Here is a 14010-nt window from a genome sequence, read left to right on the forward strand (position 1 = left end):
ACTGCATGTAGACATGCAGACGGCCACGGCACCAGAGCTGACAGCTGACGTAGCATCAGGGCTTCGTGTTGTTGCCAATACAGGGGAAGCGATCCTTGAAGATGCTTCGGGCACCACGGTATCAACCACGGCGCCTGCGTATGGGAGCGGTCGATTGGCCGCACCGTCGCTGAATTGCATTATAGCGGTCTAGCTGAATAACACTATCGGGAAAAATTTAAAGGGCCTGCTGTTTTGTGAGTCGATGTTTGTATGTCCAAACTTGTGTCAATGAGGTTTCAGAAGATGCTGGCGAGTGCCGGTATCCTGATACCGTTCAAGGCGACAAGTTCAATATCGCCCGCATTCTTCACCTCAAACCGCTGCCACTGTCGCTCAACTTGTTATCGCGAGTTCGCCGGCTGGCGACAGGATTGCGATTATCGGTCGTCGGTTCGATAATCGAACGCTGTTGGCGGTCTGGCCCTTGTCGATCCGTCAGGCAGCCGCTTGTAATAGCCGTCATTCCCGGGGAAGGACCAGACATGAACGACCAATTGCGCAATGCCTTCACTTCAGTCGCGCCACCGATCGTCGCCTCGCCGGCCAAACGGATCCAGGCCCTGACCGGTGATCCCGACTTCATGACGTCCCTGGCCCGCGGGTTGGCCGTAGTCCAGGCCTTCCAGGAGCGCAAGCGGCACCTGACGATCGCCCAGATCAGCCACCGCACGGAAATTCCTCGCGCCGCCGTCCGGCGTTGCCTGCATACCTTGATCAAGCTTGGCTACGCCACCACGGACGGGCGCACCTATTCGCTGCTGCCCAAAGTGCTGACCCTGGGGCACGCCTATCTGTCCTCGACGCCCCTGGCCGTTTCCGCCCAGCCGTATCTGGACCGCATGAGCGAGCAACTGCACGAAGCCTGCAACATGGCGACGCTCGAAGGCGACGACATCCTCTATATCGCCCGGTCCGCCACTACCCAGCGCCTGATTTCGGTCGATCTATCGGTTGGCGGGCGTCTGCCAGCCTATTGCACTTCAATGGGCAGGATTCTCCTGGCCGCCCTGGATGATGCATCGTTGCGTGACTACCTCGACCACGCCGACCTGCAAGCCAAGACCAGCCGGACCTTGCACACCCCCGAAGCGTTGCTTGAGTGCCTGCAACAGGTACGGCAGCAGGGCTGGTGCATCGTTGACCAGGAACTGGAGCAGGGCCTGCGTTCGATTGCCGTGCCGGTCTACGACGCTTCCGGCCAGGTGGTAGCGGCACTGAATGTCAGTACCCACGCCGGACGGGTCAGCCGCAATGAGTTGGAACAACGCTTCCTGCCCGGTCTGTTGGGGGCCAGTCGCGACCTGAGCGCGCAGCTGTTCACTTAAGCTGTTCGATAAACGCACACAGTCAGCGGCGATGAATTGACGGTCTTTGCCTGGCCTCATTAATGTCGCGCAGCGTCATCCGGCGAGTTTCGCCGGTCTCTGTCCGTTCGCCTGCGTTTCTTGCGTGGAATAAAAATAAAATGAACCAGCCCCAGACCTCCGTAGGCTCCTGCCTCGATGTGCAGTCCTTCATCAATGCCCAGCCCATTTCGCGCTACCAATGGCGGGTGGTGATTCTCTGTTTCCTGATTGTCTTCCTCGACGGCCTCGATACGGCGGCCATGGGTTTCATCGCCCCGGCCCTGTCCCAGGATTGGGGGATCGATCGCGCCAGCCTTGGCCCGGTGATGAGTGCCGCGCTGATTGGCATGGTCTTCGGCGCGCTAGGTTCCGGGCCATTGGCTGACCGCTTCGGGCGAAAAGTCGTATTGGTGGGCGCGGTCCTGCTGTTTGGCGCATTCAGCCTGGCGTCGGCCTACAGCACCAGCGTCGATCAATTGTTGGTGTTGCGCTTCCTCACTGGCCTGGGATTAGGCGCCGGGATGCCGAACGCTACCACCTTGCTCTCGGAATACACCCCGGAGCGCAAGAAATCCCTGTTGGTGACCAGCATGTTCTGCGGCTTCAACCTGGGCATGGCCGGCGGCGGGTTCATCTCCGCCAAGCTGATCCCGGCGTTCGGCTGGCACAGCCTGTTGCTGATCGGCGGGATCCTGCCATTGATCCTGACGGTCGTCCTGCTGTTGTGGCTGCCGGAGTCGGCGCGTTACCTGGTGGTGCGCAATCGCGGCAGCGACAAAGTGCGCAAGACCTTGGCGCCGATCGATCCGGCCATCGTCGCCCAAGCGGCGAGCTTCAGTGTGCCGGAACAGAAAACTGTGAAGGCCCGCAACGTGCTCGCGGTGATTTTCTCCGGCACCTACAGCGTCGGTACGTTATTGCTGTGGCTGACCTATTTCATGGGCCTGGTGATCGTCTACCTGTTGACCAGTTGGTTGCCGACCCTGATGCGCGACAGCGGCGCGAGCATGGAACAGGCCGCGTTTATCGGTGCGTTGTTCCAGTTCGGCGGCGTATTGAGCGCCGTTGGAGTGGGTTGGGCGATGGACCGGTTCAATCCGCACAAGGTCATCGGCCTTTTCTATCTGATGGCCGGGTTGTTTGCCTACGCGGTGGGACAGAGCCTGGGCAACATCACCTTGCTCGCCACGCTAGTGCTGGTGGCGGGCATGTGTGTCAACGGCGCGCAATCGGCGATGCCATCCCTGGCCGCGCGTTTCTACCCGACCCAGGGCCGTGCCACCGGTGTGTCGTGGATGCTGGGTATCGGTCGTTTCGGCGCGATCCTCGGCGCCTGGATGGGCGCGACCCTGCTGGGCCTGGGCTGGAATTTCGAACAGGTCCTGACTGCCTTGGTGATCCCGGCGGCCCTGGCCACCACGGCGGTGGTGATCAAGGGCATGGTCAGTCATGCGGATGCGACCTGATCCAAGGACTATGAGTCCTGTGATGGATCTGTGGGAGCGAGCCTGCTCGCGAAACGTCGGGTCAGCCCCACATGCGGTGGCTGACACACCGCTATCGCGAGCCGGCTCGCTCCCACAAGGATCGGAGTGTCTGAAAAAATCGATAGCCAAACAACAATCTGTTCGATAAACGAACACTCAGTCGATTATCGGATTGTTCGACCTTTTCCCGCAGCTTAATCTTCAGTCACTCCGGCGCCTAACCTCGCGCCTTTTTCTTCATGTCGGTCTACTGGAAAACGGGAGCCTGCCCCATGGCTGAAATCCTTTCGCTGCACGACGCGGTGAAGCAATTCGTCAACGACGGCGATACCGTCGCGCTCGAAGGCTTCACTCATCTGATTCCGACGGCGGCGGGTCATGAAATCATTCGTCAGGGCAAGAAAGACCTGACCCTGGTGCGCATGACGCCTGACCTGATCTACGACCAGTTGATCGGCGCCGGCTGTGCTCGCAAGTTGATTTTTTCCTGGGGCGGCAACCCTGGCGTCGGGTCGTTGCACCGCCTGCGCGATGCAGTGGAGAAACAATGGCCGCACCCGCTGGAGATCGAGGAACACAGCCATGCCGACCTGGCCAACGCCTACGTCGCTGGCGCCTCCGGCCTGCCGTTCGCGGTGTTGCGGGCCTACGCCGGCTCCGACCTGCCGAAGGTCAACCCGTTGATCAAGAGCGTGACCTGTCCCTTCACCGGTGAAGTCCTGGCCGCTGTACCTTCGGTGCGCCCGGACATCACGGTGATCCACGCCCAGAAAGCCGACCGCAAGGGCAATGTGTTGCTGTGGGGCATTCTCGGCGTGCAGAAAGAAGCCGCCCTGGCCGCCAAGCGTTGCATCGTCACCGTGGAAGAGATCGTCGACGACCTGAATGCGCCGATGAACGCCTGTGTCCTGCCGACCTGGGCGTTGAGCGCCGTGTGCCTGGTACCGGGCGGGGCCCATCCGTCCTACGCCCATGGCTACACCGAACGTGACAATCGTTTCTACCAGGCGTGGGATCCGATCGCCCGGGATCGTGAGACGTTTACTGCATGGATCGATGAATACATCCATGGCACCAAGGATTTCAGTGAGTTCCAGGCCAGACTGGCAGCCGCTTCGCAGGTGAAATCATGACTTACTCCACCAATGAAATGATGACCGTCGCCGCGGCGCGTCGCTTGCAGAACAACGCCGTATGCTTCGTTGGCATCGGCCTGCCGTCGAAAGCGGCCAACCTGGCGCGGCTGACCTCGTCGCCGGATGTAGTACTGATCTACGAGTCCGGTCCGATCGGTGCCAAGCCCAGCGTGCTGCCGTTGTCCATTGGCGACGGTGAGCTGGCGGAAACCGCCGATACCGTCGTCCCGACCGGGGAGATTTTCCGCTACTGGTTGCAGGGCGGGCGTATTGACGTCGGTTTCCTCGGCGCTGCCCAGGTCGACCGCTTCGGCAACATCAACACCACGGTGGTGGGCGACTATCATCAGCCGAAAGTCCGCCTGCCGGGTGCTGGTGGCGCACCGGAAATCGCCGGTTCGGCCAAGAGCGTGTTGATCATCCTCAAGCAGTCGGCACGTTCGTTTGTCGACAAGCTGGACTTCATCACCTCGGTCGGTCATGGCGAGGGTGGCGATTCGCGCAAGCGCTTGGGCCTGCCAGGTGCCGGTCCCGTGGGCATCATCACCGACCTGTGCATCATGGAGCCGGAAGCCGGCAGCCATGAGTTCGTGGTCACCGCGCTGCACCCCGGCGTGACCCGCGAGCAAGTCATTGCCGCCACCGGGTGGGCGATCCGTTTCGCCGACCAGGTGCAAACCACCGCCGAACCGACCGAGGTGGAGTTGCGCGCATTGCGCGATCTTGAAGCTCGTACCGCGGCGGCCCACGGCCAGGCACCGGGAGAAGCCTGATGCGCGACGTGTATATCTGTGATGCGATTCGAACCCCCATCGGCCGGTTTGGCGGCGGCTTGTCCGCCGTGCGCGCCGATGACCTGGCGGCCGTGCCGATCAAGGCGCTGATGGAGCGCAACCCATCGGTGGACTGGAGCTCGGTGGACGAGGTGTTCCTGGGCTGCGCCAACCAGGCGGGTGAAGACAACCGCAACGTGGCGCGCATGGCGCTGTTGCTGGCAGGCCTGCCAGAGAGCATTCCCGGGGTGACCCTCAACCGCCTCTGTGCCTCGGGCATGGACGCCGTCGGCACGGCGTTTCGCGCCATTGCCAGCGGTGAAATGGATTTGGCCATCGCTGGCGGCGTGGAGTCGATGTCCCGCGCACCGTTCGTGATGGGCAAGGCCGACTCGGCGTTCTCGCGCAACATGAAACTGGAAGACACCACCATCGGCTGGCGCTTCATCAACCCATTGATGAAAGCCCAGTACGGTGTGGACGCGATGCCACAGACGGCGGACAACGTGGCCGACGATTACGCCGTGTCGCGCGCCGACCAGGATGCTTTCGCCCTGCGCAGCCAACAACGCACGGCAGCGGCCCAGGCCGCAGGATTTTTCGCCGAGGAAATCGTTGCGGTGCGCATTGCTCATAAGAAAGGCGAAACCGTGGTCGAGCAGGACGAGCACCCTCGCGCTGACACCACGCTGGAAACCTTGAGCAAACTCAAACCGGTCAATGGCCCGGACAAGACCGTCACTGCCGGCAACGCCTCGGGTGTGAACGATGGCGCGGCGGCGTTGATCCTGGCGTCGGCCGAAGCGGTGAAGAAACACGGCCTGACGCCACGGGGCAAAGTGCTGGGCATGGCCAGTGCCGGCGTGGCGCCACGGGTGATGGGCATCGGCCCGGTGCCGGCGGTGCGCAAGCTCACTGAGCGCCTGGGCCTGGCGGTCGCCGATTTCGATGTGATCGAACTCAATGAAGCCTTCGCCAGCCAGGGCCTGGCGGTGCTGCGCGAACTGGGGCTGGCGGACGATGCGCCGCAGGTCAACCCTAACGGCGGCGCCATTGCCCTGGGCCATCCGTTGGGCATGAGCGGGGCGCGCTTGGTGATGACGGCGCTGCACCACTTGGAAAAGACCGGTGGCAAGAAAGGCCTGGCGACCATGTGCGTCGGCGTCGGCCAGGGTCTGGCATTGGCAATCGAACGCGTCTGACGCGTCGTTCTACTAATAAGAAACCGAGGAATGCTACATGACTGACAAGCCTGGTTATCGTCGCCCTCAAGCGGGCACCCAGCCGGAGTATCTGCACCCGCCGTACCAGTCCACCAACCTGCGCTCGCCATCCAAGCCGTTGGTGTATCTGCCTCACTCGCTGTCGGAAATCACCGGTCCGACCATAGGCGCCGACCGCGTGCAGGAGAAGGACAACGACCTGACCGCCCAGCATGCCGGCGAGCCGTTGGGGGAACGGATCATCATTCACGGACGGGTGCTGGATGAGCACGGCCAGCCGGTGCCGGGCATTCTCGTGGAGATCTGGCAGGCCAACGCCGCCGGTCGCTACAACCATGACCGTGACAACCATGACGCGCCGCTGGACCCGAACTTCACCGGCACCGGTCGCACCATTACCGACGCCGACGGTTGGTATCAGTTCCAGACCATCAAGCCCGGTGCTTATCCGTGGGGCAACCACCATAATGCCTGGCGCCCGGCGCATATCCATTTCTCACTGTTCGGGCCGAGCATTCTGACGCGCCTGGTGACGCAGATGTATTTCCCCGGCGATCCGTTGCTGGCCTACGACCCGATCTATAACTGCGTGCCGGACACCAGCGCCAAGGAACGCCTGATCGCCAGTTTCGACCTGGAAAAAACCGTCCCTCACTACGCCCTCGGTTACCGCTGGGACATCGTCTTGCGCGGCCGCGATGCCACGCCGATGGAGAAATAAGATGACGCTCACCGCCACCACATCCCACACCGTTGGCCCTTACTACCATATCGGCCTGACCTGGCTGAACCGTGAAGACCTGACTGTTGCCCAAACCCTTGGCCAACGCGTGGCGATCACCGGGCAGGTGGTCGACGGCAATGGTGAATTCGTCAACGACGCCATGCTGGAAGTCTGGCAGGCCAACGCCGCCGGTAAATACGCCCACCCCGAAGACGACCAGGACAAGCCCCTGGACCCGCATTTCGAAGGCTTCGGTCGGGTGCCGGTGGACGCTGAAGGGCGCTTTCGCTTCACCACCATCAAGCCAGGCACAGTGCCAGGGTTGAGCGGCACGACCCAGGCACCGCACCTGGTAGTGCTGGTGTTCGCCCGCGGGTTGGTCAAGCATTTGCTGACGCGCATCTACTTCGATGGCGAGCCGACCAACGAAACCGACCCGCTGTTGGCCTGCGTGCCCGAGGAACGTCGTGCCACCATTGTGAGCAAACCCGATGCCTCGGGCGTGTATCAGTGGAACGTGATCCTGCAGGGCACGGATGCCGAGACGGTGTTCTTCGATTATTGAGTGATTACACCTGTGGGAGCGAGCCTGCTCGCGATAGCGGTGGGTCAGCTTGCATCCATTATTGAATGTGCCGCCCTCATCGCGAGCAGGCTCGCTCCCACATGGCGGCGGCACAGGCAATGCAATACTGTGGAACGGGACTGTTACGAAGTGTGTCTAGACTCTGTCCAGTCCCCAACGAGTGAATAGCCCATGACCATCCCAATCAGCCACTACACCGGTGAAGAACGCAGCAAGCGCATCTTCGCCATCGTCGGTGCCTCATCCGGCAACCTGGTCGAATGGTTCGACTTCTATGTCTATGCGTTTTGTGCGATTTATTTCGCGCCGGCGTTTTTTCCGTCGGACAACCCCACGGTGCAACTGGTCAACACGGCAGGTGTGTTCGCCGCCGGGTTCCTGATGCGACCCATCGGTGGCTGGATTTTCGGCCGGGTGGCGGACCGTCACGGGCGCAAGAATTCGATGATGATTTCGGTGCTGATGATGTGCTTCGGCTCGTTGCTCATCGCGTGCCTGCCCACCTATAAAGACATCGGCGTCTGGGCGCCGGTGCTGCTGTTGTTCGCACGCCTGTTACAAGGCTTGTCGGTGGGTGGCGAGTACGGCACCACCGCTACTTACATGAGCGAAGTCGCCCTTAAGGGCCAGCGTGGTTTTTTTGCTTCGTTCCAGTACGTGACGCTGATCGGCGGGCAACTGCTGGCGGTGTCGTTGGTGGTGATCCTGCAGCAGTTTCTCAACGAGGACGAACTGCGCGCCTATGGCTGGCGGATCCCGTTCGTGGTGGGCGCCCTGGCTGCGTTGATCTCCCTGTTCCTGCGGCGCTCACTGAAGGAAACCAGCAGCAAGGAAATGCGCGAGAACAAGGACGCCGGCAGCATCGCGGCGCTGTTTCGCGACCACAAGGCCGCGTTCATCACCGTGCTGGGCTACACCGCTGGCGGCTCGCTGATTTTCTATACCTTCACCACCTACATGCAGAAATACCTGGTGAACACCGCCGGCCTGCACGCCAAGACCGCCAGCTACATCATGACTGGTGCGTTGTTCCTCTATATGTGCATGCAGCCGCTGTTCGGCATGCTGGCGGACAAGATCGGCCGGCGTAATTCCATGCTCTGGTTCGGTGGCCTGGGGGCGTTGTGCACGGTGCCGATCCTGCTGACCCTCAAAAGCATCAGCAGCCCGTTCCTGGCGTTCGTCCTGATCACGTTGGCGCTGGCGATCGTCAGTTTCTACACGTCGATCAGTGGCCTGGTGAAAGCGGAAATGTTTCCCCCTGAAGTGCGGGCGCTGGGAGTAGGGTTGGCGTACGCGGTGGCCAATGCGATTTTTGGCGGCTCGGCCGAGTACGTCGCCTTGAGCCTGAAGGCACAGGGCATGGAGAACGCCTTTTACTGGTATGTCACGGTGATGATGGTGGTGGCGTTCCTGTTCAGCCTGCGTCTGCCCAAGCAACCGGCATACTTGCATCACGACCTTTGACTCAACTGCGCCGGCCCTTGAGGCCGGCGCTCCCAAGGACTGTTTATGAGCGACCGACTGGGCAATCAACTGTTCGATGCCTACTTCACCGCCCGCGACATGCGCGAGGTGTTCTGCGATACGGGCCGGCTCCAGGCCATGCTCGACGTCGAGGCGGCATTGGCCCGGGCCGAAGCGCGGGTGGGTTTGATTCCCCAGAGCGCGGTGGCGCCGATCGAGCAGGCCTGTCGTGCCCAGCTTTACGATTTTTCGGCCTTGAGCGAAGCGATCGCCAGTGCCGGCAATTCGGCGATCCCGCTGGTCAAGGCGTTGGGCAAACGCATCGCCGCCGAGGATGCTGAAGCCGAACGCTACGTGCACCTGGGCGCAACCAGCCAGGACGTGATGGACAGCGGGTTGGTGCTGCAACTGCGCCAGGCGTTGGGCTTGATCGAGGCAGAACTGGCCCAGCTGGCCGGCACCCTGGCCCGCCAAGCCGAACGCTACGCCGCCACTCCGCTGGCCGGGCGTACCTGGTTGCAGCATGCCACGCCGGTGACCCTGGGTATGAAAATCGCTGGTTGGCTGGGAGCGATCACCCGCAGTCGGCAACGTCTGAAAGAACTCAAGCCACGCTTGCTGGTGCTGCAATTTGGCGGCGCCTCTGGAACGCTCGCCGCCTTGGGCGAACACGCCTTGCCCATCGCCGAAGCCTTGGCTGCCGAGCTACAACTGAACCTGCCGGAACAACCGTGGCACACCCAGCGCGACCGCCTGGTGGAGTTCGGCTCGGTGTTGGGTTTGATCGCCGGCAGCCTGGGCAAGCTGGGCCGCGACATCAGCCTGTTGATGCAGACCGAGGCTGGCGAAGCGTTCGAACCGTCGGCGCCGGGCAAGGGCGGTTCGTCGACCATGCCCCACAAACGCAACCCGGTGGGCGCGGCGGTGCTGATCGGCGCGGCGACGCGAGTGCCTGGTTTGTTATCGACGCTGTTCAGTGCCATGCCTCAGGAACACGAGCGCAGCCTGGGCCTGTGGCACGCCGAATGGGAAACCTTGCCGGAGATCTGCTGCCTGGTATCCGGTGCCTTGCAGCAGGCACGGCTGCTGGCTGATGGGCTGGAAGTCGACGCGGCGCGCATGGCCCGCAACCTGGAACTGACCCAGGGATTGGTGCTCGCCGAAGCGGTAAGCATCGTCCTGGCCCAGCGGGTGGGGCGCGACACGGCGCATCATCTGCTGGAGCAATGTTGCAAGCGCGCCGTGGCCGAACAACGGCATCTGCGGGACGTGTTGGGGGACGAACCCCAGGTCACTGCACAGTTGTCCGCTGCTGAAATCGATCATCTACTCAACCCCGCTCACTACCTCGGCCAGGCCCAGACCTGGGTCGCCCGAGCGGTGGCCGAACACCTTGCCTTGAACGCCTGAAAGGAGATTGTTGTGGGATTCGTCAAACTCGCCGAGGGCGATCTGAATTACCGATTGGACGGGCCGCAAGAGGCCCCGGTGCTGGTGCTTTCAAACTCTCTCGGCACTGACCTGCACATGTGGGATGCGCAGGTCCCGGCTTTCAGCGAACACTTTCGCGTATTGCGTTTTGACACCCGTGGTCATGGCCAGTCGCTGGTCACCGAAGGGCCCTATAGCATCGAACAACTGGGCCGCGATGTGCTGGCGATGCTTGATCAGTTGGGCATCGACAAGGTGCATTTCTGTGGCTTGTCCATGGGCGGGTTGATCGGCCAATGGTTGGGGATCAATGCCGGTGAGCGGCTACATAAACTGGTGGTGTGCAACACTGCCGCGAAGATCGGTGACCCCTCGGTATGGAACCCGCGCATCGAAACCGTGCTGCGTGATGGCAAGGCGGCGATGGTGGCGTTGCGCGATGCCTCGATTGCCCGTTGGTTTACCCCAGACTTCGCCGAGGCGCAGCCTGCGACGGTGAAACAAATCACTGACATGCTCGCCGCCACTTCGCCCCAGGGCTATGCGGCCAACTGTGCGGCGGTGCGCGATGCCGATTTTCGCGAGCAACTGTCGTCGATCCAGGTGCCGCTGCTGGTGATTACCGGCACTGAAGATGCTGTGACGCCGCCGTCGGGTGGGCACTTTATCCAGGAGCGGGTCAGTGGCGCCGAGTACGCCGAGTTTTATGCCGCGCACCTGTCCAACGTCCAGGCCGGCGCTGCGTTCAGCGCCCGGGTGCTGGATTTCCTGCTTGATTCTGGCCGAGCCTGAGGAGTTTTTTGTGGACGAGAAACAACGTTACGACGAAGGCATGCAGGTACGCCGCGCGGTGCTGGGCGATGCCCATGTCGACCGCAGCCTCAATGCCTTGACCGAGTTCAACAGCGAATTCCAGGAGATGATCACCCGTCACGCCTGGGGCGACATCTGGACCCGCCCGGGCCTGCCGCGCCACACTCGCAGCCTGATCACCATCGCCATGCTGATCGGCATGAACCGTAATGAGGAACTCAAGCTGCACCTGCGCGCCGCCGCCAACAACGGCGTGAGCCGCAGCGAGATCAAGGAAGTGATCATGCAGAGCGCGATCTACTGCGGCATTCCGGCGGCCAACGCCACCTTCCACCTGGCCGAGTCGGTGTGGGATGAGCTGGGTGTCGAATCACGGGGTTAAGGGGTTACTTCATTCCCTGTGGGAGTGGGCTTGCTCGCGAAAGCGGTGGGGCAGCTTGCATCGATGCTGAATGTGCTGACGCCATCGCGAGCAGGCTCGCTCCCACATTGGATCTTCAGTGAGTACAAATTTTGTGCCCGATGCTGATCCCTCTGTGGGAGCGAGCCTGCTCGCGATGACGGTGGGACTGCCTCGACCCATGTTGGTTTTTACAACAGGCTGATCGGATAGCTGACAATCAACCGGTTTTCATCGAACTCATTAGTGCTGTAGTCCCGACGCATCGTCGAGTTACGCCATTTCACATTCAGACTCTTGAGCGCGCCGCTCTGTACGGTGTAGGCCAGCTCACTTTCCCGGCCCCATTCCTTGCCATCGTCGACCGTGGCGGTGTGCACATTGTCGCCGCTGATGTAGCGGTTCATCAGGGTCAGGCCCGGCACGCCGACGGCGGCGAAGTTGAAGTCGTGGCGCAATTGCCAGGATTTTTCCTTGGCGTTGTCATAGCTGGAGTTGTAGCTGTCGTTGGCCAGGGTGCCGCCGCTGGTGCCATTCACGCGCATCCAGGCATCATCGCCGCTGACTTTCTGCAGGCCGACGTAGAAGGTGTTGCCGCCGTATTTGGCCGAGAGCATGGCGAACGCGGTCTTGTTGTCCAGGTCGCCGGCCAGCGCGCTGCCGTCTTCCTTGCCGATGAAGTAGCCAAGGTTGGCGCCCAGGGTCCAGTCGCCGATGGGCTGGCTGTGGGTCAGGTTGAAATATTGCTGCTGGTAGATGTCGGACAGTTCCGCGTACCAGACGCCAACCTGAGTGCGCTTGTCGTTGAAGGCATATTCGCCGCCGCCGAAGTTGAAGCGGTCGGACGTGAAGGCGCCGCGGCCGTTCATCGACATGTCTTCCATGCTCGCGTCGTTGCGCGGGCTGTTGGCGCGGAACTGGCCGCCGTAGAGGGTCAAACCGCTGATTTCGGTGGAGGTCACCTGGCCGCCACGGAAGGTTTGCGGCAGGGAGCGGCCGTCGTCGGAGCGCAGGATTGGCAGCACTGGCATCCATTCGCCGACCTTCAGTTCGGTCTTCGACACCTTGGCCTTGAGAGCCACGCCCAGGCGACCGAAGTCATCGGCAGGACGGCCGTCATCGTGCACCGGCAGCAACTGGGTGCCCGCCGTGCCGCGCCCGCCGTCGAGCTTGAGCGAGTACGTGCCCAGCACATCCACGCCAAAACCGACCACGCCCTGGGTGAAACCGGACTTGGCGTCGAGGATGAAACTCTGCGTCCATTCCTCGGCTTTGCCTTGGGCATTGTTCGGGTTGGTGAAGTTGCGGTTGAAGTAGAAGTTGCGCAGGTTCAGCGTGGACTTGGCATCTTCGACAAACCCCGATTCTGCGGCCAGGACGGGCAGGGCGGTAGTGGTCAGGGCTACGGCAATGAGGCTGGGGAAAAAGTGCTGTGTGGGTTTCATGGCGTGTCTCTGATTTTTATGGGCAAAACGGGTCGTTGCCGCAACCTTGGGTTGCAGACGGTGTGGTGTAACTTGGGTGTTTAGGCGATCGAGGGATCAGCCGGGTGAGGCGGGGCGTAGGGGCATGGCGTCGAACCTGTTGTTATTGGTTTTGTGCGAGGGATGGTGAAGGGCTGCCTGGGATCGCTTCAATTGGCGTTTGCGGGTTTTGGGCGATTATCGAACAGCAAAAAGGGCCGATTGGCTGGATGAAGAACCTGTGGGAGCGAGCCTGCTCGCGAATACGGCGGTACATCCAACACTGATGCAGGCTGATCCACCGTATTCGCGAGCAGGCTCGCTCCCACAGGGATTTTCGGTGGCCGCAAATTCATAGGTCGCCACTGACCCAATGTGGGAGCGGGCTTGCTCGCGAATACGGAGGTACATCCAACGCTGATGCAGTCTGGTCTACCGCCATCGCGAGCAGGCTCGCTCCCACAGAATTCGTGGTCGGTCTGACAGACGCGGTGACTTTTCCGACGAGGTTTTAAGGTTGCTGCTCGGAAGCGGCATCTCTAGCTTGTTCATGTCGCTGCCAATCCAGCGACCGGGTCTGCAAGCCCGCCGAATTCGTTAGGCGCCAGCGCCCGGACCCAACGTCTCGGGCTCCAATTGATGCAGGAGCGCCGTTATGAACAAACACCATCCTTCTTCGCCATCAGAGAGCACCTTCCCCTACAACGACCCCGATCCAGAAAAGCTCCAAGAGGCCGCAGACCGAGCACTCGATTACCATCTGGGCACCCACCCTGATCCCAAACCCAAAACCTCAACTCAAGTTTTCACCGTCATCGATACCCTCGACACCGAGTGCCTACTAGCAAATCTCAGCGAAACCCTGGCCTCGGCCAGTGCGATGGTCAACGACCTGGCGTTCGACCTGAAAGGCTCTCGGCGGCATGTCGCGCTCGGCGTGGTGCAGATGATTGACTTGAGTGAGTTGTTGGCCAATCGAGCGCTGGATCTCGTCGACCCGCGTTAACCAAGTGTGGCGAGGGGATTTAGCGAAGCGTCGCATCGCCCCGCTGGGCTGTGGGAGCAAAGCTTGCTCGCGAAACAGGCGCCTCGGTTCCTGAAAGACCGCATCGCCTCCAT

General features: G+C 61.6%; 13 protein-coding genes. 12 read left to right on the forward strand and 1 reads right to left on the reverse strand.

Annotated elements, in window-relative coordinates; all coding sequences use genetic code 11:
* Window positions 1–524: 524 nt before the first annotated feature.
* From pcaR to pcaC, 11 genes are all read left to right on the forward strand, one after another.
* Window positions 525–1367 carry a pca regulon transcriptional regulator PcaR gene (pcaR, locus tag PBDP_RS06700; RefSeq protein WP_003184507.1) on the forward strand — a complete coding sequence of 281 codons (843 nt, stop codon included), beginning with the start codon at window positions 525–527 and terminating at the stop codon, window positions 1365–1367.
* A gap of 140 nt (window positions 1368–1507) precedes the next feature.
* The gene (gene pcaK / locus PBDP_RS06705) at window positions 1508–2854 is read left to right on the forward strand and encodes a 4-hydroxybenzoate transporter PcaK (protein ID WP_163855045.1); all 1347 of its coding nucleotides are present in this window, start codon (window positions 1508–1510) and stop codon (window positions 2852–2854) included.
* Window positions 2855–3147: 293 nt separating this feature from the next.
* The gene (locus PBDP_RS06710) at window positions 3148–4008 is read left to right on the forward strand and encodes a CoA transferase subunit A (RefSeq protein WP_109755787.1); all 861 of its coding nucleotides are present in this window, start codon (window positions 3148–3150) and stop codon (window positions 4006–4008) included.
* A complete protein-coding gene (locus tag PBDP_RS06715) occupies window positions 4002–4784 on the forward strand; it encodes a CoA-transferase subunit beta (RefSeq protein WP_176689584.1) in 783 nt (260 codons plus the stop codon). The genes PBDP_RS06710 and PBDP_RS06715 overlap by 7 nt, the downstream gene beginning before the upstream one ends.
* Window positions 4781–5986: a 3-oxoadipyl-CoA thiolase gene (gene pcaF / locus PBDP_RS06720; RefSeq protein ID WP_178082503.1), complete on the forward strand. Its 1206-nt coding sequence runs from the start codon at window positions 4781–4783 to the stop codon at window positions 5984–5986. Before PBDP_RS06715 ends, pcaF begins: the two co-directional genes overlap by 4 nt.
* 37 nt (window positions 5987–6023) lie before the next feature.
* Complete coding sequence (gene pcaH, locus PBDP_RS06725; protein WP_116831638.1) at window positions 6024–6728, forward strand: protocatechuate 3,4-dioxygenase subunit beta; 705 nt, start codon at window positions 6024–6026, stop codon at window positions 6726–6728.
* A 1-nt stretch (window position 6729) separates the two neighbouring features.
* A complete protein-coding gene (gene pcaG / locus PBDP_RS06730; protein WP_109755791.1) occupies window positions 6730–7296 on the forward strand; it encodes a protocatechuate 3,4-dioxygenase subunit alpha in 567 nt (188 codons plus the stop codon).
* A gap of 192 nt (window positions 7297–7488) precedes the next feature.
* Complete coding sequence (locus PBDP_RS06735) at window positions 7489–8784, forward strand: MFS family transporter (RefSeq protein WP_109755792.1); 1296 nt, start codon at window positions 7489–7491, stop codon at window positions 8782–8784.
* Between the two features lie 45 nt (window positions 8785–8829).
* A complete protein-coding gene (locus PBDP_RS06740) occupies window positions 8830–10194 on the forward strand; it encodes a 3-carboxy-cis,cis-muconate cycloisomerase (RefSeq protein WP_212801982.1) in 1365 nt (454 codons plus the stop codon).
* 12 nt (window positions 10195–10206) lie between these two features.
* Window positions 10207–11007 carry a 3-oxoadipate enol-lactonase gene (gene pcaD, locus PBDP_RS06745; RefSeq protein ID WP_212801983.1) on the forward strand — a complete coding sequence of 267 codons (801 nt, stop codon included), beginning with the start codon at window positions 10207–10209 and terminating at the stop codon, window positions 11005–11007.
* 10 nt (window positions 11008–11017) lie between these two features.
* Complete coding sequence (gene pcaC / locus PBDP_RS06750) at window positions 11018–11410, forward strand: 4-carboxymuconolactone decarboxylase (protein ID WP_030142291.1); 393 nt, start codon at window positions 11018–11020, stop codon at window positions 11408–11410.
* 209 nt (window positions 11411–11619) lie between these two features.
* On the opposite strand, the gene PBDP_RS06755 is transcribed toward pcaC, so the two are convergent.
* Window positions 11620–12873 carry an OprD family porin gene (locus PBDP_RS06755; protein ID WP_212801984.1) on the reverse strand — a complete coding sequence of 418 codons (1254 nt, stop codon included), beginning with the start codon at window positions 12871–12873 and terminating at the stop codon, window positions 11620–11622.
* Between the two features lie 673 nt (window positions 12874–13546).
* Between PBDP_RS06755 and PBDP_RS06760 the strand changes: the two genes are divergently transcribed.
* Complete coding sequence (locus tag PBDP_RS06760) at window positions 13547–13897, forward strand: DUF6124 family protein (RefSeq protein WP_109755948.1); 351 nt, start codon at window positions 13547–13549, stop codon at window positions 13895–13897.
* Window positions 13898–14010 lie beyond the last annotated feature (113 nt).

Source organism: Pseudomonas sp. St290 (assembly GCF_018325805.1).
GTDB lineage: Bacteria > Pseudomonadota > Gammaproteobacteria > Pseudomonadales > Pseudomonadaceae > Aquipseudomonas > Aquipseudomonas bijieensis.